General features: G+C 54.2%; 15 protein-coding genes, 2 pseudogenes and 1 riboswitch. Of the genes and pseudogenes, 5 read left to right on the forward strand and 12 right to left on the reverse strand.

Annotated features, from left to right (window positions below; genetic code table 11):
- Nucleotides 1–373 precede the first annotated feature (373 nt).
- Nucleotides 374–1,366, forward strand: coding sequence for a lipoate--protein ligase (gene lplA / locus COHPA_RS0110805; RefSeq protein WP_027086190.1), 993 nt, complete (start codon nucleotides 374–376; stop codon nucleotides 1,364–1,366).
- Nucleotides 1,367–1,419: 53 nt separating this feature from the next.
- Here lplA and COHPA_RS0110810 read toward each other — a convergent pair whose 3' ends face one another.
- The 11 genes and pseudogenes from COHPA_RS0110810 to COHPA_RS0110865 all read right to left on the reverse strand — a co-directional run bounded on the left by COHPA_RS0110810 (nucleotide 1,420) and on the right by COHPA_RS0110865 (nucleotide 14,205).
- Entirely contained in the window at nucleotides 1,420–2,784 is a 1,365-nt protein-coding gene (locus COHPA_RS0110810) for an MATE family efflux transporter (protein ID WP_027086191.1), read from the reverse strand.
- Nucleotides 2,785–2,885: 101 nt separating this feature from the next.
- Complete coding sequence (locus COHPA_RS0110815) at nucleotides 2,886–3,851, reverse strand: NAD(P)-dependent alcohol dehydrogenase (protein WP_027086192.1); 966 nt, start codon at nucleotides 3,849–3,851, stop codon at nucleotides 2,886–2,888.
- Nucleotides 3,848–4,513 carry a DUF2306 domain-containing protein gene (locus tag COHPA_RS0110820; RefSeq protein WP_027086193.1) on the reverse strand — a complete coding sequence of 222 codons (666 nt, stop codon included), beginning with the start codon at nucleotides 4,511–4,513 and terminating at the stop codon, nucleotides 3,848–3,850. Before COHPA_RS0110820 ends, COHPA_RS0110815 begins: the two co-directional genes overlap by 4 nt.
- Nucleotides 4,514–4,610: 97 nt before the next feature.
- On the reverse strand, nucleotides 4,611–4,850 hold the full coding sequence (locus tag COHPA_RS23375) for a hypothetical protein (protein WP_027086194.1): 240 nt from the start codon (nucleotides 4,848–4,850) through the stop codon (nucleotides 4,611–4,613).
- A 150-nt stretch (nucleotides 4,851–5,000) separates the two neighbouring features.
- Nucleotides 5,001–7,634, reverse strand: coding sequence for a winged helix-turn-helix domain-containing protein (locus tag COHPA_RS0110835; protein WP_211237872.1), 2,634 nt, complete (start codon nucleotides 7,632–7,634; stop codon nucleotides 5,001–5,003).
- Between the two features lie 511 nt (nucleotides 7,635–8,145).
- Nucleotides 8,146–9,585, reverse strand: a complete 1,440-nt coding sequence (locus tag COHPA_RS0110840; RefSeq protein ID WP_027086196.1) for a nicotinate phosphoribosyltransferase — start codon at nucleotides 9,583–9,585, stop codon at nucleotides 8,146–8,148.
- Between the two features lie 83 nt (nucleotides 9,586–9,668).
- A pseudogene (locus COHPA_RS25105) lies at nucleotides 9,669–9,845 on the reverse strand (cysteine hydrolase family protein); the annotation flags it as partial.
- A gap of 4 nt (nucleotides 9,846–9,849) precedes the next feature.
- Nucleotides 9,850–10,617 (reverse strand): NUDIX domain-containing protein, encoded by a 768-nt coding sequence (locus COHPA_RS0110850; protein ID WP_425393680.1) that lies wholly within the window; start codon nucleotides 10,615–10,617, stop codon nucleotides 9,850–9,852.
- A gap of 194 nt (nucleotides 10,618–10,811) precedes the next feature.
- Complete coding sequence (locus tag COHPA_RS0110855; RefSeq protein ID WP_027086198.1) at nucleotides 10,812–11,486, reverse strand: ABC transporter ATP-binding protein; 675 nt, start codon at nucleotides 11,484–11,486, stop codon at nucleotides 10,812–10,814.
- A gap of 1 nt (nucleotide 11,487) precedes the next feature.
- Complete coding sequence (locus COHPA_RS0110860) at nucleotides 11,488–13,140, reverse strand: ABC transporter permease (RefSeq protein WP_027086199.1); 1,653 nt, start codon at nucleotides 13,138–13,140, stop codon at nucleotides 11,488–11,490.
- A gap of 3 nt (nucleotides 13,141–13,143) precedes the next feature.
- Nucleotides 13,144–14,205: a Fe(3+) ABC transporter substrate-binding protein gene (locus COHPA_RS0110865; protein WP_035120621.1), complete on the reverse strand. Its 1,062-nt coding sequence runs from the start codon at nucleotides 14,203–14,205 to the stop codon at nucleotides 13,144–13,146.
- Nucleotides 14,206–14,337: 132 nt separating this feature from the next.
- On the opposite strand from COHPA_RS0110865, the pseudogene COHPA_RS25110 reads away from it, so the two are divergent.
- A pseudogene (locus COHPA_RS25110) lies at nucleotides 14,338–14,466 on the forward strand (IS3 family transposase); the annotation flags it as partial.
- Here COHPA_RS25110 and COHPA_RS0110875 read toward each other — a convergent pair.
- Nucleotides 14,467–15,009: a hypothetical protein gene (locus tag COHPA_RS0110875; protein ID WP_027086202.1), complete on the reverse strand. Its 543-nt coding sequence runs from the start codon at nucleotides 15,007–15,009 to the stop codon at nucleotides 14,467–14,469.
- 819 nt (nucleotides 15,010–15,828) lie between these two features.
- Nucleotides 15,829–15,872: riboswitch (PreQ1 riboswitch) on the forward strand.
- 141 nt (nucleotides 15,873–16,013) lie between these two features.
- Here COHPA_RS0110875 and queF point away from each other — a divergent pair.
- The 3 genes from queF to COHPA_RS0110890 all read left to right on the forward strand — a co-directional run bounded on the left by queF (nucleotide 16,014) and on the right by COHPA_RS0110890 (nucleotide 18,291).
- Nucleotides 16,014–16,505, forward strand: a complete 492-nt coding sequence (gene queF / locus COHPA_RS0110880; protein ID WP_027086203.1) for a preQ(1) synthase — start codon at nucleotides 16,014–16,016, stop codon at nucleotides 16,503–16,505.
- Nucleotides 16,506–16,534: 29 nt separating this feature from the next.
- Nucleotides 16,535–17,074 carry a VUT family protein gene (locus COHPA_RS0110885; RefSeq protein WP_035120623.1) on the forward strand — a complete coding sequence of 180 codons (540 nt, stop codon included), beginning with the start codon at nucleotides 16,535–16,537 and terminating at the stop codon, nucleotides 17,072–17,074.
- 674 nt (nucleotides 17,075–17,748) lie between these two features.
- A complete protein-coding gene (locus COHPA_RS0110890; RefSeq protein ID WP_027086205.1) occupies nucleotides 17,749–18,291 on the forward strand; it encodes an Hcp family type VI secretion system effector in 543 nt (180 codons plus the stop codon).
- The last annotated feature ends 60 nt before the right edge of the window (nucleotides 18,292–18,351 follow it).

Here is an 18,351-nt window from a genome sequence, read left to right on the forward strand (position 1 = left end):
CGTCAGGGACGAATGCGCTCGCTCGTGGTACCACCCTAGTTCAACCGAGCAGGCAGCATCAAGCACCCTGTCGGTTCTCGTTGGATAACGGGAAGATCCCGGCGGCGGATACTCGATTCTCCGCGGCAGCTCGCAAGGCGGGGTGCGTCCATTCGCATCGGGAAGCCTTGCAGCCTAGGGCTTCCTCTCTGTACGACCGAGCTTGAACGACGTTTCCTTGGGTCATTGCTGTTCGATATGGGAGTTGCTATTGGATAGTAATCTAACGCATTCGCGATAAGGTGTCAAGAACAGATGCCCGCATTTGCGATCCGTTTCCCGATGTGCTTAACTGATTCCATAATGCGATTCAGTCAGCTTAGGAGGAATCTTCATGCGATTCGTCGATAACGGCAACATTCACGATCCCGCCTTGAACCTCGCGCTCGAGGAGTACATCCTGCGGAAGCTCCCCGCGGAGGACGACTATCTTCTTTTCTACATTAACGAGCCTTCCATCATCATCGGCAAAAACCAGAACACCGCCGAGGAAGTCAACGCTTCCTACGTCGCCGACAACGGCATCCGCGTCGTGCGGCGGCTATCCGGCGGCGGCGCGGTATACCACGATCTTGGCAACCTGAATTTCAGCTTCATCACGCGCGACGACGGCAAATCGTTCCATAACTTCCGCAAGTTCACCGAGCCGGTCGTAGCCGCCCTGCGCAAGCTTGGCGTGGAGGCCGAGCTCAGCGGACGCAACGATCTGCAAGTCGGCGAACGCAAAATATCCGGCAACGCGCAGTTCGCCTCCAAAGGCCGCATGTTCAGCCACGGCACGCTGCTGTTCGACTCCGAGGTCGAGGCGATCGTCTCGGCGCTGAACGTCGACCCTTCCAAGTTCGCGTCCAAGGCGACGAAGTCGGTACGCAGCCGCGTCGCCAACATCGCCGAGTTTCTCGCCGAGCCGATGACGATGGAGCAGTTCCGCCAATCGCTGCTCAAGTCGATCTTCGCGGACGAGCCTGAAATTCCGGAGTACAAGCTGAGCGAACAACAATGGGCGGAAGCGCGCGCGCTCGCCGACGAAAGATACCGTTCCTGGGACTGGAACTACGGACGTTCCCCGGCGTTCAACGTGAAGCAGAAACAACGCGTCGAGGGCGCGGGCACGTACGACGTGCGGCTCAACGTGGAAGGCGGAATCGTGAAGGAAGCCGCCATCTACGGCGACTTCTTCGGCACGGGCGAAGTGTCCGATATCGCGGCCAAGCTGATCGGCGTCCGCTATGACGCCGCGTCTCTCGCCGCCGCGCTGGAGGGCGTCGATCTGCGGGCGTACCTCGGCCCGATTCCCCGCGAGGATTTCTTGGCTCTGCTCGTATAGACGTATGCAAAGAAACAACCGCTCCGTCACCGGAAGCGGTTGTTTGGTAAACCTTACATATGCATCGCGGCGGGAGCGGCATTGGCTTTGCCCGTTACGACGCTGAGCTTCGACCAATCGAGCTTTAAATACCGCAACGAGTTGATAGCCGCCGTTAGCGTGATCGACATGCAAAGCGCGGTCCAAGCTCCCGTCTGACCGAAATCGAACACTTGCGTCAAGATGACCGCGCACGGAATGAAGAACAGCCAGTTGGTTGCGAACGCCGTTCTCGATAGGAATGTCGTATCCCCGATGCCGCGCAATCCGCCGCCGAAAATAATGTTCGCTCCCGTGCACAATTGAACGAAAGCCGTCAGCTGAATAAGCGAGACCGCGGTCGTATAGACGGCTTCCTCGGTCGTGTACATCTTCGCGAGCGGCAACGCGAACAGGAAGAATACGATCGAGATGAGCGCCATGAAAATAAGTCCCAAATAGACGGTCACGATGCCGAAGCGGCGAGCTTCCACCCGGTTGCCTTTGCCGATTTCTTGACCGACTCCGATGGTGGCCGCGGCTCCGAATCCGTTCGACGGCATGAATCCGAACGATAGGACGTTCAAAGCGATCTCGTTGGCCGCGATCGCCGTCGTGCCCAGATGCGTGATGCATGCGGTAAACACGAGCATTCCCATACTGTTCGACACTTCCATGATGCCGAGCTTCATGCTTTCGAAAGATACCAAGCGAATTTGCGGGCGTTCTATCGGTACCCATTCGCGCGTCTGATATTTTTCATGCATATAACGATAGTGTACAAGCAAGCACAATAGCATCGTCGCCGCCTCCGCGATGACCATGCTCCAAGCCGCCCCTTGCAGCCCCAGCTCCGGGAATCCGAACTCTCCGTAAGCCAGCACGTAGGTCAAGATGACGACTAGCCCGCTGTTGATCAAGGATAACGTCATCGGCGTCTTTGTATCTCCGACCGCCCGCATGAAAGCGAAGTACACGGTGTTGAACATCCCGAACGCAAGCGCCAGCATCCGGACTTGCAAATAAGGCGTCCCCAGATCGAGTATCGATTCGTTGGAGCCCATCGCCCATAAGATCCCGTACGGCAGGAAGAAGCTGCCCGCGATCAACACGATCCCTTGCACCGCGGTGATGAGCAGCGCGATCTGCATTCGCTGATTGCCCTGGCGCATATCGTCTTGGCCGTAGTTTTGGGCGACCAAGTAGTTGATCGCGCCTTGCACGCCGGAGAACAACGCCCAAAGGTTGTACATGATAATATTCACGATGCCGACGACGGCAATCGCCGCCGCTCCGAGTTTACCGACGATCATGAGGACCAATAGTCCGGTGAACGTCATGGATGAGAACGTAGCGATCGACGGAATGGCTAACTTCAAGATGTGTTTGACTAGTTGCATGGGATCACTCTGCCCTTCTCAGTCCCTCATTATAGACGGAGAGCGCAAGAAGTCAATACATTGTTTATTGGTTAAACGAAATAATATAACGTAGCTCATCATCACTGCCGAACGCTTAACACCACGTTTCCTTTCTTATGGCCTTGTTCTACGTAACGGTGAGCCTCGGCCGCTTGCTCCAGCGGATAACGGCGATCGATGACCGCACGCAGCTCTCCGGCTTCGATGAGTTCCTTCAAATAGAGCAAGTCTTCCGGGTTTTCCTTCACTCCTCCCCCGATCACCTTCTTGCTGCTCGTCAAGTTGATCCATTGCCCGCGAACGATTGGCAACAGTCTCACTTGAGCGGATTGCAGATAAAGGCCGTTAGGCGACAGACGCTTCAAGCATGCCTGGAATGGACTCTTCCCGACCGTGTCGAGAATAATATCGTAAGCCGGACCATCATCCGATATCCGATCCTTCGTATAGTCGATGACCCGGTCGGCGCCGAGCGATCTCACCAATTCCACGTTCGACGTGCTGCATACTCCGGTCACTTCCGCGCCAAAATGCTTAGCCAGCTGTACCGCATATGTCCCTACGCTACCTGAAGCGCCATAGACGAGAACGCGATGATCGCGTTGAATGCGGCCTTTCCTAAGAAATTGCAATGCCGTTAAGGCGCCAACCGGAACAGCGGCAGCCTCCTCGAACGTCATGTTCGCCGGCTTTAAGGTGACGCTGCCTGTCTCGGGCAAGCATTTGTATTCGGCATAGGCGCCGAATTGTAAGCCGCAAGATGCAAAGACCTCATCGCCGGACTTGAATCGAGTCACCTTACTGCCCGTCGCTTCGACCACGCCGGCCAGTTCGAATCCAAGAATAGGGACGCGTTTCGGTTTCAACAGCCCGTTGAACAGCCGCGCCAAGAAAGGATCCGCCTTGCGCAAGCGCCAATCTCCCGCCGCGGCGGTTGCCGCATAGACCTGGATCAGGATCTCGTCTTCCTTGGGAACCGGTTTGGCAACCTCCCGCAGTTGCAACACGTCCGGCGGTCCGTACCGTTCGTATACGATAGCTTTCATCTCTTTTTCCTCCATTCATATGGCTTGCGTTGTCTGCGGATGACCCATTCGGCCACGGAGAGGTTGATCACCCAACCCGCGCCATTCAGCAAAGCTTCGCCGAGATCGTTCGGCGGGCCGGCGACCATCTCCCCGGCCATCAGGGTCAGCGCCTGCGTGCCCGCGCCAAGCCCTATCGCGAAGCCCCGCGACATCCAGGCACGATGCCGGATCGCGTCTCCTCGCAGGATCGCCATAAAGCCGAGGAGGATGGAAGCGACCATGCCCGATCCGAACAGGAGACGCAAGACGTAAAGCAGGCGACCGCCGTACGGAATCGGATACGATAAGGTCATCCACAGCCCCGAGAGCCCCACGATCAGTCCGCATAGAACGAGCAGCCGCCCAGCCGCGCGGTGCCAGCCTGGCCGTCGCCTCCGAAAACCGGGTACGAATTGCAACGCGCCCAGGATGACATACACGACGGCGCCAAGGATATGCAGCACGACCGGCGTCGGAGACGCGAAGAATCGCGCGTTGTCCGGCGTAATTTCCGCGCCGCCTGCCAGCACGGCAAGGCGAAAGATACCGGCGGCGAGAGGAATGAAACTCAGTATGAATATAGCTGCGACAAACCCTTTCGCCGAACCGTTATTCCCCGCTTCATAGTCGTTCGCTTTCATACTAGGCTCTCTCTTGCCGTCACTTGCCGGGCCGCAACCCCTGCTAAACCGATAAGATTCCAGACCGTAACCTTCATGCTATTCTCCCTCCCCCTCTTTATTCCATCTGGATGACAGAGACTAATGGCAGACCGAGATCGCGCACTTTTCTCAGCATTCCGAATAATTCGGCTTGATCGACGATTCTGCCGGCGAGGACGGTCGTTCCGTCGTTGCCGTACGAGAAGCTCATGCCTTCGAACCAACCTGACCACCGGCTGTCCAGATGTCCTTTGAGTCGAATTTCATACCTTGCGTGTTCGCGTTGATCCTCCGCAGACCCGTTCCTTTCACTCATTCGTAACCTCCTCCATGTTGCTTGCTTAATTCCAAAGATACACATTCATGTGGTGAGACGGCATCACCACATCTGGTGATTCATGCGGTGATTGTTGTCGATAGAAGAATAGAAAAAAGCCCCGGAAAATCCGGGGCGAAAGCTGTCTGCTTATAATAAACCGAGTTCAATCGCTCGGCGGACTGCCTCTCGACGGCTGTTCGCCTCTAGCTTGTCATAGATGTTCTTGGTATGAGTACGCAAGGTGTTCAAGGATATGATGAGTTCGCGGGCAATGTCCGGGCCGCTCAAGTCGGTTGCGAGGAACCGAAGCACATCGCGCTCTCGTTCGCTTAGCGGTTCGAGCAGTAGCTTCTTGAACGGCTTGGTCCGTGGTTCGCGCAACGTATCAACCCTGCCTAGAGCTGCCAAAAGGCGACGGGCGTAAGCAGGCGCGATCCCTTGGTTAGCGGCGATTTCAAGCAGGTTAGCCATTGGTTGACCTTCGTCTACGAAGGTACGGACATAGCCTTCCGGCTCAGCCAATGTCAGAGATCGTTCCAGTTGCCGAAGCGCGGCAGGTGTGTCGCCTTGCATATGATGAGCGATGGCCTGCACGACCTGGATTTCGATCATGCTTCCAATCCTCCCGCCTGCTTCCGCCTCTTGGAGGAGACGCCCCAGAAGCTCCAATGCATCGCGCAACGAGCGGTCCGCATGGTCAATCTTATTCTGGGCCAAGAGTACTCTAGCCAGGGTGACATGCTCGAACTCGCGTGCATAGCATAGGTCGTCTTGGACGGACAACCCTTGATCCCGCACCCAATCGAGCGCTCCCCCCAACCTTCCCTGCAGGATTCGCAGCCGCGTCTTCAACGCTGCCGTAGGTCGTACATCAAGGAAAAAATCGCTGGCAAACAAGTTCTCTGCTTCAAGAAGAAGATCGAGCGCACCGTTCAAGTCTCCTTGCGCCTCCCGCAATCGAGACATGGAAATACACCAGCGATATCGGAATTGCGGAAATCCGGCATGCGCGCCTTGTTCTTTGCTCTTCAGCAAATGCCGCTCGGCGGCACGAAGGTCGTTAAGCTCTCGGTAAATTTCGCTCATTCCCACGTAAATGTCCGCCGTCCCCCGAAGATTAGGATCGCCGTGTTCCACCGCAAGCTGCAAGCCGCGCTCATAAGTACGCATAGCCTCGCGCAGTCGGCCTTGCGCCATACAGATGACCGCGATCGCGTTGGCGCCATTGATCGCATCGGATACGGCACCTGCCTGCTTCACTCTAGTTAAGCCTTCGGCGAACATCCGGCGAGCTTCCTCTAAATCTCCGCTCCTCCAGGATGCGAGTCCCAAGAGCGCCGTCGCCGCTCCGCGCGGAAGACCGTCTTCCTCGGGCACGAGCTCGAGCGCCTTCCGTGCATATTGTTGAACAGCCTGCACATTGCCTAGAACTAATGCAAGTCCCGCGCGATATACGGTAATCAACCCCGGAAGGCGACGAAACTCCTCTTCGTCCAAGACAATCATTCCTGCCGACAATGCTTGTTGACGACCGTTCTGATCAGCCAATGCGAGCAGCCACCGCTCGGCATCCCGCAACCGGTCTTCAACGGCTTCTAACCTCCCGCCGGCTAGCAACGCTCCGGCATACCAAACGCATAACACCGGCCTGAATCGGATCAGTTCGACCGGGAGCGCCTGAATCCATCCCAACATGGCAATCTCGTCCCTGTTCCTGCGCAAAGAAGGTATAGCTTGCTCGACGAGGTCCGCGGTTCGCACGTAATCCTCTGCGGCGAGCGAATGGCGGATCGCATCCGCCGCCATTCCGTTCTGTTCGTACCACACGCTCGCGCGCAGATGCAGCATGGCTACCTGATCGGGATGATCAGCCTTCAAGTGCATATGGAGAACCTCGGCGAAGAGGTGATGATAGCGATACCAGCGTCTTTTGTCGTCTAGAGGGACGACAAAGAAATTCCCGCGTTCCAGCAGCTCCAGCCGCGCATTGCCTTCCTCCTGACCCGCGACGGCGTCGCATAGCGGGCCATGCAAGCGGTCGAGAATGGACGTCCGAAGCAAAAAGCTCCGAATCGATTCGGATTGACGCTGCAGGACCTCTTCGACCAAATAGTCCATGATGTACCGATTGTCGCCGGCGAATTCCCGAATGAACGAAGGGATATCCTTATGCCCTTTCATGGAGAGTGCCGCTAGCTGAAGACCGGCAATCCAGCCTTCGGTGCGAGTCTCCAGAGCGTTCGTCTCATCGGCCGTAAGACTTAACCCCATCGCTTGATCGAGAAAAGCGGCTGCTTCGCCCGGAGTAAAGCGGAGGTCCGCTTCGCGCAACTCGGATAAGTGACCCCTGGCGCGTAACCGTCCCAAGGGGAGTTGCGGATTTTCGCGAGTGGCGATGACCAGGTGCATCTGGGCAGGGAGATGATCGAGCAGAAAAGCAATAGAATCGCCTAACCATTCTGCATCGATCTGATGATAGTCATCCAGAACGAAGACGAATTTGTGCGGGTGGGCGGAGATTTCATTGAGCAGCATCGTTAGAATCGTTTCGGTTGAAGGCGGTTGCTGGGATTGGAGCGCGTTAACGGAGCTCCGTCCGAAACTGTCCTCGATCGTCTGCAAAGCAGCAACGAAGTGAACCAAAAAGCGGTTGGCGTCGTTATCTCCTTTGTCCAACGACAGCCATGCGGCAGGCCGTCCGCAACCCGCGATCCAGTCGCCGATCAGCGTCGTTTTTCCAAAGCCGGCCGAAGCGGAGACGAGGGTCAGCTTACCATTCAATCCTTCGTTCAATTGCTCGATTAAGCGCGGCCTTCGAACAACATGAGTCCGCGGGAGAGGAATATAGAGTTTAGTCGCCAATAGGGGCATATTCATCGCTTCGTTCCTACTCTCTTCGCAAGCGTCAATAGATCCGGCACCGTTCCGACCGTCCGAAGTAACGTGCCGGGTTCGAATCGCTTGTAGTGACCTCTACAGCCATCATAGGCTTACGGCATTTTTCCGGCAACCTTTATCTCGCGTGAATCTCTCCCGACCTCATTCGCTACCCGGTCACAATAACAACGATATGCCGTTATTTCGCCAACAACGGTGTCATTACCGCCGAATAACAACGATAAGCCGTTATTTCAACCGGACTTCAATCAAATCCGTTCTTTACGTTCAAATACCTGTCGATTGGTTGTTATCTTCGCAAATTTACTATTACTACGAAAAATAACTATCGATTCGCCGCTATTTGCGCAAAATCAAAGAGCGGCATCCTTGTGCCGCCCCTGCCCTCCCTGTCCTATTGCCGCATCTTCGCGATCAAATCCATCTTCAACTGCCACGTCTCGGCGCTCAGACTCACGCGGTACGGCTCCGGATTCAGCTTGCGCAAGTACTCGGGCCAGAACAAGTCTAGCTGCTGCGCGTGATACTCTCTTATGGTCTTCAAGCTCGGCATCTCGTACACCAACTCGCCCGCTTGGAATATCCGTCTTAAGAGCGGCACCGCATCGTAATCGGCGACGTTCTTATAGATGTAAGGGTGAACCGGATCGAACAGCTTCAGCGGTTCGTCCGTAGGCGGCTTCTCGTGCTCCAATGCGATATAGTCGCCTTCCGCTCTCCCCGTGCTTCGGCTCACGATCCGATACATCGCCTTGAAGCCGGGCGTCGTCACCTTCTCGGGATTGCCAGAGATTTTAATAACAGGCACGTACTGCCCGTCTTTCTCCCTCGCGACCAGCTTATAGACGCCTCCGAGCGAAGGCTGGTCGCCCGCCGTAATAAGCTGCGTGCCGACGCCCCACGTGTCGATCTTCGCGCCCTGCCCTTTAAGGTTGAAAATAATGTTCTCGTCAAGGTCGTTCGAGGCGACGATCTTCACGTAAGGGAACCCCGCGTCGTCGAGCATCTGCCTCGCGGTGCGCGACAAGTACGCAAGGTCGCCGCTGTCGAGTCGGATTGCATTCATTCTCTTTCCTTGGCGCTCCAGATATTGCGCCGTGCGAATCGCGGCGGGCACGCCGCTTCTTAGCGTATCGTACGTGTCGACGAGCAGCGTCACCTGATCGGGCAACGCCTCGGCATATTTGAGGAAAGCTTCCTCCTCGGTATCGTGCCCTTGCACCCAAGCGTGCGCGTGCGTCCCTTTCGTCGGGATGCCGAACAGCATGCCCGCCATCAGATTGGAGGTCGCGTGGAAGCCCGCAATAAAGGCAGCCCTCGCGCCCCATATCGACGCATCCGCTTCCTGCGCCCGCCGCGTCCCGAATTCGAGCAGGCCGTCGTTCCCAGCCACCTGCTTAATGCGCGATGCCTTCGTCGCGATGAGCGTCTGATAGTTCACGAAATTTAGCAGCGCCGTCTCTATCAACTGCGCTTCGAACACTCTCGCTTCTACGCGAACGATCGGCTCGCTCGGGAACACGAGCGTGCCCTCCGGCACCGCATCGAGTTGCCCGGTGAACGAAAACTCCCGAAGCTCCTGCAGAAACTCCTCTTTGTACCCCTCTTCTTGCGAACGCAAGTACGCGATCTCCTCTTCGCCGAACTTCAAGTTACGAATGTAGTCCACGACCCGCTCGAGCCCGGCGAATACCGCATAACCGTTGCCGAAAGGCAGCTTGCGGAAGAACACCTCGAACACCGCTTTGTCGTTCTTCGTTCCTTGTATCCAATGCGCATACATCATGTTGATCTGGTATTTATCCGTATGCAGCGTCATGTTGTTGCCGTTCATCGACCTGCCCCTTCCGCCACGCTTCGTCTATTCCCAATCCAATCATCGTCCATTTGCCCGAAAGTTAACCCCTGCGGGACTTCTCAGCCGACTACGACGCTCGCGCCAAGCGTGCGCTCGAAATGCCCCAGCGCCCATTCTTGCCCTTGCGGATTAAACGAAGCGACCGCATCCGCGTGAACGACGATTCGATACCCTCTGTTATACGCATCCACTGCCGTATGCAGGACGCAAATATCTGTACACACGCCGACCAGATGTCCTTTAACTGTAAATGGATAACCGAGGCACGTAATCCGTGAAGCGGTACATCTGTGCCGCTCTTTGCGAATAGCGATTGGACATGAGAGGCTCTCCGCGATGATCCTTCGCTTCTTCGATAAGACCTTTCCGGCTTTGCGTCGAAGTGATCTTGCGAATGAAGTTTTTCTCCTCGAACGTCGGCACGACCGTTCGAATCACTTGATACAGCTCGCCGATCGTGAATTCCTCGGGCAGAAACTCCTTCGCGATCGTCGTCGTCAGCATTCGGTGCCGAATCTGCTCCAGCGCGTCCCGCAAGATCACGTCGTGATCGAATGCAAGGTCCATGCCGAGCGCTTCCTCGACCTTGAACAGTCGGACATCCGCCGCGTCGTCGTCCGCCCTCCGGTTCGCCAAGTAACGCTCGTGCACGAGCGCGAGGAAAGCGTGCGAGATGATCCAGCCTCGAGGATCGCGCCCCGGCGTGCTGTAGGCGTTGAAATATTCGATATGCACGTCCTCGACGGCCGTCTCTTCGGCCAGTTCTCGCTTCGCGCTCTCCATGATCGTCTCCGTCTCATTCGAGAAACCGCCGGGTAACGCCCACTGTCCGGCGAACGGCCAGTTACGGCGCTGGATGAGCAATACTTCGAGATCGCGCGTCGGCAACGATCTCTTCGTCGTGTTGCGCGGAGTTGACGTGATGGTGAAAATCACGATGTCCGCAGGCGCGCCGTCCGGCGTGCGGTATTTTCGCGGGGAGTAGTTCGTTGCATCGTCCGTTGACATGATCATGGAACCCACCTTGCAGCTCATTTTATATTGTCATTATGACATTATTAATCGGAAAGTCAATGGGTACTAGGGTAACCCTTTAATCTGAAATCGAAAGAGGATACCCATGGTGGGCACATCGAGTCTTACAAACTGAAAAAACCACCGCCCACGAGGCCGATGGTTTAAAACGATCCTATCTGTATGTCTCAGGAACTGATCCGCTCGGATTGTACGGCGATACGTTCGCCCATCTTGATCGTCCGATCACAAAGCGCATCGACGTCTTGTTGGTCATGTGTGACGAACAGGCATGTCATCTCGGCTTTCTTAAGAATCTCCCGCAGCTCGGAACGAATCGCCGCCTTGAGGGCCGCATCCAAATTGCTGAACGGCTCATCCATCAATAGCAAGGTCGGCTTAGGCGCCAACGCGCGGGCCAGCGCCACCCGCTGTTGCTGTCCTCCGCTGAGTTCGTGGGGGTAGCGGTTCTCCATACCGGCGAGCGCTACGAGTTCCACCATCTCTTTCACACGGGCACTTCTCGCCGATCGGGACAGGCGATGGAGTCCGAATTCGATGTTCTTGGCCACCGTAAGATGCGGGAACAAGGCGTAGTCCTGGAAAACCATCCCGACACCACGACGTTCGGGCGGAACAAAGGTACGGGAATCCACCACGGTCACTTCCGAGATATCGATCTTGCCGCTCAGAGGCGTTTCGAGTCCTGCAATCAGCCTGAGAAGCGTGCTTTTACCGCACCCGCTCTCTCCCACAACCCCGACAATCTCTCCCTTGTTCATAGAGAAGGAGAAATCATCGATAACGCAAAGCTTCTTGCTGGAATAGGTGAAAGTCAACTTATTAATAGCTACAATACTCAAGTCATACCACTCTCTTTCCCGCTTGATGGAGAACGATGATCGATATCAGGCTGACCGCAATAATGAACAAGGATGGCACTGCGGCGGAGAAAATCCGCTCATCGCTCGCGTACTGATACGACTTGGTAGCGAGCGTGTCGAAGTTGAAAGGTCTGAGCAGCAACGCCAACGGAAGTTCCTTTACGATTTCAATGAATGTCAGAAGGGTCCCGCTCAGCAGAGCTCCCTTGATCAAGGGGAGATCGACCTTGAAGAACGTCCGCGTGAAGCCGATGCCGAGCATTCTCGACGCTTCCATATACTTTAATCCGATTTTTTCGAATCCCACCTCAACGGAATTATAACCGGTTGCCGTGAACCGAATAATATAGGCAACCACCATCATCCCCAGAGACAAACTCAGGATCAGCGGAGCATCGCCCCTGCCCATCCAACTGTACAGCGGCGCCAAGCGTTCATCCGCCCAGATAAATATCGACAACACCCCGATGGCGACGATAGCGCCCGGTATCGAGTAACCGAGGGTCAAGACTTTGGCCAATGCGGCTCCGAATGAGTTGTTCATGATGCGGGTCATATTGGCGACGACGATGGACAACAGCATGATGAACGCGGTTGCTAGGAAGGCAACGGAGATCGTATTAAACGTCATTTCGAGAAAATCGGAAGTCAGAAGAACTTCTTCATAAGTCCACCCGGCCCAGACGAATAGCTGTCCTACCGGAATGACGAAGGAAACGGCCAAGACGAGTAGGCAGAACGCCGTGGCACCCCAGCGGGATATTCCCTTAAGCCGGATTGGTGCGAGCGGACTATTCTTGCTGGTTGTCGCGCTGAATTTGCGATGGCCTCTCAGCAACCTTTCCAGCGCCAGTAGGCTGACGATTCCGATCATGAAGAAGGCTGCCAGTCGAGTCGCCGATTCGATATCGTACATGCCGAACCAGGTCGAGAATATCGCGGTCGTAAAGGTTTGTATGCCGTAATAGTTCACGACCCCGTAATCGCTGAGCACTTCGAACGCAACGAGAGTTACGCCTCCGACAATCGCAGGACGTGAAATAGGCAGCACCACTCGGGTGAAGACGGCCACCGGCGTTCGTCCCAGCAGTCTTGCATTCTCGATGTATGAGCCGCTTTGCTTTTCCAAGAAGGATACGGTAATCATATACACATAGGGGAAGAGGAACATCGTAAAGATGAAGACGGCGCCCTGCATGGACATAATATCGAAATAGGCTTGGTCAAGCTTGATGCCCATCGAACGCAGCGTTGTCTGAACGGTTCCCGTGTAACTAAACATGTTGCCGTAAGTATAGGCCCCGATATAGGGCGGAATGGTCAAGGGCAAGTACATCGCCCACCGGAAAAATTTTCTCAGCGGAAAGTCATGCCCCGCCATAAGCCATGCAAGGATCACTCCCAAGAGAACGGTCAAGATTCCAGTGAACAAGACCAGCCATACCGACTGGAGCACATAATCCTTGAGCATGTACTCGGTAATGTGACTCCAATTCTCGTTAGGCGCCTTACCTACCGAAGCCAGAATAGCTAGAAGAGGCAGCAATATGATCGCTGCCGCCAGAAGACTGATCCACAACCAGCCGTTGTTATGCTTTTTGAAATCCCGCAGAAGTCTGGCCAGTTGCTGCATTGCCTATTTCCAACCTACTTTATTCATAATTTGAACAGCGGTTTTATTATAATCCCCGAACTCAGCGAAATCCACCTCTTGGGCCTTGAAGGCTCCCCAGGACTTCAGCAATTCAGGCCATTCCGCCTTCTCGTTCACCGGATATTCGAAGTTTTCGGAGGCGAATAACGCCTGCGCCTTTTCACCTGTCAGAAATTCGATGAGCTTTACCGCATTCTCCTTGTTCCGACTATGCTTGATCAAGCCGGCGCCGCTGATGTTGCGGTGCGTGCCTGTCGTCTCTTGATTCGGGAAGAACACCCCAATCTGCTCGGCGACTTTCACTTCTTCCGAATCATCGGAGTTAAACAGCTGTCCTACATAATAAGTGTTCATGATGGCCACATCGCCGATTCCTGCAACAACCGCCTTAGCTTGATCTCGATCTCCGCCCTCAGGATCGCGTGCGAGGTTGGCTGCGATGCCTTGGGCCCATAATTCGGCCTTCTCTTCCCCATCCAATGCAATGAAGGATGCTAGAAGCGACTGATTGTACATGCTCGTGGAGGAACGAACGAGAACCTTGCCCTTCCACTTGTCCGACGCCAAATCCTCATACGTGGACAATTGCTCCGGCTTCACCCGGTCCTTCGAAAAGACGATGACGCGCGCGCGGGTGGACAGTCCGATCCATTGGTTGTCGGTATCGCGGAGCGCAGCCGGCACTTGCCCCTCAATCACGCTGGATTCTACCGGCTGAAGAATACCCGACTGTTTCGCATTATTCAATACGCCGCCATCAACCGTAATAAACAAGTCGGCAGGCGTGCTTTTGCCTTCCCGCTTGATCTTCTCGATCAGCTCTTCGGCTTTGCCCTCAACCACATTCACTTTGATTCCGGTCTCTTGCGTGAACTGTGTGTACAGCTTGGCGTCCACATCGTAATGGCGGGCGGAATAAATGTTGACAACTTTATCTGCACTCTCCGGTGCTGCACTTGGACTTGCGGTATTACCGCATGCCGAAACCAATCCCGTTATAAGTACAGTTGCGAGCGCTATAGATACAAATTTACGGATAATCATGTTCCAGTTCATACTCCTCATATTGGTAATGAAAATCATTATCATTGTCGCCTTTTGAATCATAACACCGCATCTAGACTAGTGTCAATGAGTAATTGAAAATGATTCTCAGTGGGTATGCCGATAATGCATCAAGGCTCTGTGTACACGTCATCTGCGTTCCAGAAGGCGGTAAAGAATAAGGGCATTACCATGAGCATTACCCGTAAGGGAACGCCCGCTGATAATGCCCAAAGCGAATCTTTTCATTACATGCTAAAGTTACGGTTTAATCTTAGTAATTAAAGTAATTAAAGAATTAATATATTGGTGACCTTTCTGTGCATATGTCCATTCAGTTATGACAGCACTTGCATGCAAGCCTATTAGGTCTCTTTGTTTCCCATAGTTAATGAGTTCGTCCCATGTCAGATAGGTCTTATTCATTTCATTCAGTGACCTAGCCAAATCAGAACGATAGATCTTATAGATTGTCGCAAGCCTATCAATTTTATCACGCAAATCAATACAATTTTTATCAAATACTTTCAGTTCGAATGTCCTGCTGCCTATTGCAATAAAACCATTCGGATGATATTGGATGGTTTGTGCACAATGGAATATAACATCTGTATAATTTGAATTGTAATAGTAACACATGCCCGGTACCCCTCCCGAAATCCCCGACGGTGGCTGATAAATGGAAGCATTAGCATCGGGTCCAATCCGCGAGAACGCAAAATCCTTGGCTGCAACCGCTTGCCCCAGCAAGCCCAGCGCCATTATGATAATCATGACAAACGACATAAACATCTTACGTTTCATTCCGAAAATCCTCCAGTACGATTGATTGGGAAGTCACGTTGATATCCTTTCATCATGGCTCCTCCAATCTCAAGTCTATCACCCATAATCTAGATTTTCATCCAACAAAAGACCTTTTATTATAATGAGTAAAATTGACTAAAATAATCCATGTGGGTGCCCCGTAAATTCATCAATAATGACTGACGTAAAGAAGATGCCACTCCAGACAATGGAGTGGCATTTAGAAAGGATTCACCCGTATTAATTGGTATTGATTGGTATCTGAATGGCTTTGTCTGAAAGACCGGCGAAAGATACTGGGTTAAGTCCTCTGGAAGCTGGAACAAAAAATGAGGGTCAGAAATGAACCCACCGTATAGTGGGAATATACCTGACCAAGTAAAGTTCCTGAAATAATATTTATCCCTTGAGATGTCTATGTTATCGCTACTCATTTGTTGAGTTGAGACCTGCTTCTTCGGTAATATATAGCTTTCCATAAGAGGAATCAAAAGTACGAACAGTACTGCTATCGTACAGCCTATCACTGCTCTTTCAAGCCTTCTTCTCATCGGATCACTCCCGAGCACAGCCTTTTTTGCATTTATTCTATTTCTATTAAGTTAGAACAAGTTCTTCTAGTCTCCTGCAACTCAACTTGTGCATTCCTAGTATCATTTCTTGTTCTAAGAAATTCGATCTACTTATGATCCGGTTCGGCGCGTATGATCTTAAACTACACTACCCTTCAGTTTTGGGATTGGCTGCCCGGGCAGATTGTGCTATAGTACCTGTGTAACTAAAGAAGAAAATCTGAGGCTTGCCCATACGGCCGTCTCAGGAGAGGTTCGCGAACTCCCTCTATAAAAAACTAAGGAAAACGCACACGTCTCTCGCAGCCGAAGCCGCAGTACGTTACTGCCGTCCGGCTTGCGAACAGGTGTCGTTTTTTTCATGCTCTTTAGTGGATAGAGCCAGTTCCGATATCTCCCTCTTCTCATTCAGGAAGGAGATTATTCGTCATGCGCACGAAAGAAGAAATGCAAGACGTCACGCTGCTAGGCAACCAAGGCACGAAGTACGAATTCTCGTACAATCCGGGAATTCTCGAGGCGTTCGACAACAGGCATCCCGGACGGGATTACTTCGTCAAGTTCAATTGCCCCGAGTTCACGAGCCTATGCCCGATTACCGGCCAGCCGGATTTCGCCACGCTGTACATCTCGTACATCCCGGACCGGCGAATGGTCGAGAGCAAGGCGCTTAAGCTGTATCTGTTCAGCTTCCGCAATCACGGCGATTTTCACGAGGACTGCATGAACATCATCATGAACGATCTGATCCGGCTGATGGAGCCGCGCTACATCGAGGTGTGGGGCAAGTTCACTCCACGCGGCGGCATCTCGATCGATCCGTACTGCAACTGGGGCCAGCCCGGCACGAAGTACGAGCGGATGGTGGAATATCGCCTCATGAATCATGATCTGTATCCAGAGACAATCGACAATCGATAAGGGAGTTGAACGATATGAATATGAAAATGGTGTGCATTCTACTGTACCTGCTGTCTATCGTGACGGCGAATATACTAACGGCTTCTTACGCTCCGCTTAACCTTGGCAACCTCATTTTCCCCGTTGGCTCGTTCCTGATCGGTGCGACGTTCATCTTCCGCGATCTCGTGCAGAACGCGGTCGGCCGCCGCAATACTTACATTGCGATTGTTACGGCACTGGTCATCTCCGCCATATCCTCCTCGTTGCTCGGGGACGGACTTCAGATTGTCGCCGCGTCGGCGATCGCCTTCCTGTTCTCGGAGACAACGGACACCGAGATCTATACGCGCCTCAAGCTGCCGATAGGGTTAAAGGTGCTCTATAGCGGCATCGTCGGGGGAGCGCTCGACAGCGCCATCTTCGTCATCGTCGGCTTGTCTCCGCTGTTTGGCGGCTTCCTCACGTGGGAAATGACGGGCTACGCGATCGCCGGCCAAATTCTCGTGAAGATCGCGATGCAATTCCTCGGCACCGGCGTAATAGGCGTGCTGCCTAGGCGACTGGTCGGCGCGAATGCGGTAGCGTGATAGGGTTGGTTGAGGACGGAGCCTTTACGGCTCCGTCCTTTATTGTTGTCGCTCTCCGCTACAATCTCAGCACGCACACTCGCCGCACGCCCAACATTGTCGCTCTCCGCTACAATCTCGGCACGTCCCCTCGCCGCACGCCCAATATTGTCGCTCTCCGCTACAATCTCAGCACGCACACTCGCCGCACGCCCAACATTGTCGCTCTCCGCTACAATCTCAGCACGCACACTCGCCGCACGCCCAATATTGTCGCTCTCCGCTACCATCTCAGCACGCACACTCGCCGCACGCCCAATATTGTCGCTCTCCGCTACCATCTCAGCACGCACACTCGCCGCACGCCCAACATTGTCGCTCTCCGCTACAATCTCAGCCCGTCCCCTCGCCGCACGCCCAACATTGTCGCTCTCCGCTACCATCTCAGCCCGTCCCCTCGCCGCACGCCCAACATTGTCGCTCTCCGCTACAATCTCAGCACGCACACTCGCCGCACGCCCAATATTGTCGCTCTCCGCTACAATCTCAGCCCGTCCCCTCGCCGCACGCCTAGTATTGTCGCTCTCCGCTACAATCTCAGCCCGATTCTATACCCGCGCCGCCCCGAATACACTCCTATGACGCCATTCCCATTGTCTAAGGAGTGATATCGGATCAGAAAACCGAACAAGAGCTTGATCGCCTTACTGGCCGTTTGTCTGCTCGCGTTGTCGTTCGGCACGTTCGCGGGATCGGCGGCCACGACAAGCGGCACCCCGTACGATATTTACTTGAGGCTGGACGGAATCGACGGGGAATCGACGCTCAAGGGGTACGAAAGATGGATCGCTCTGAGCAGCGCGCAAATCAGCGTGAGCAACTCGCGAATCATGTTCGGGGGAGGCGGTTCAAGCGCGGGCAAGGCTACGGCCGGACCACTAGTCATAACGAAGGCCCCCGACGCCGCGTCCGTGAAGTTGTTCCTCGCAACGGCTTCGGGGACGTTTATCAGGAAAGGCGTCGTCGCCTTCGTCAAGCGCGGCGAAGCGCCTGCCACGGCGCTCTCCTACGAGCTCAACGACATTCTGATTACTTCCTACGGCGCGGACAACGCGTTCGAGAAGCTGGAGCTAAGCTTCTCTTCCATCCTCCTCAGCTACAGCTCGCAGAACGCCAAGGGCGGCACGAATCCCCCGGTTACGGGCGGATGGAGCTTCGAGTCGAACAAGAAGCTGTAAACGCAAAGCAATCGCAACGCAAAGGGGCACTCCTCGGAGTGCCCCTTGCTCATCGTCGCC

Source organism: Cohnella panacarvi Gsoil 349 (assembly GCF_000515335.1).
Lineage (GTDB): Bacteria > Bacillota > Bacilli > Paenibacillales > Paenibacillaceae > Cohnella > Cohnella panacarvi.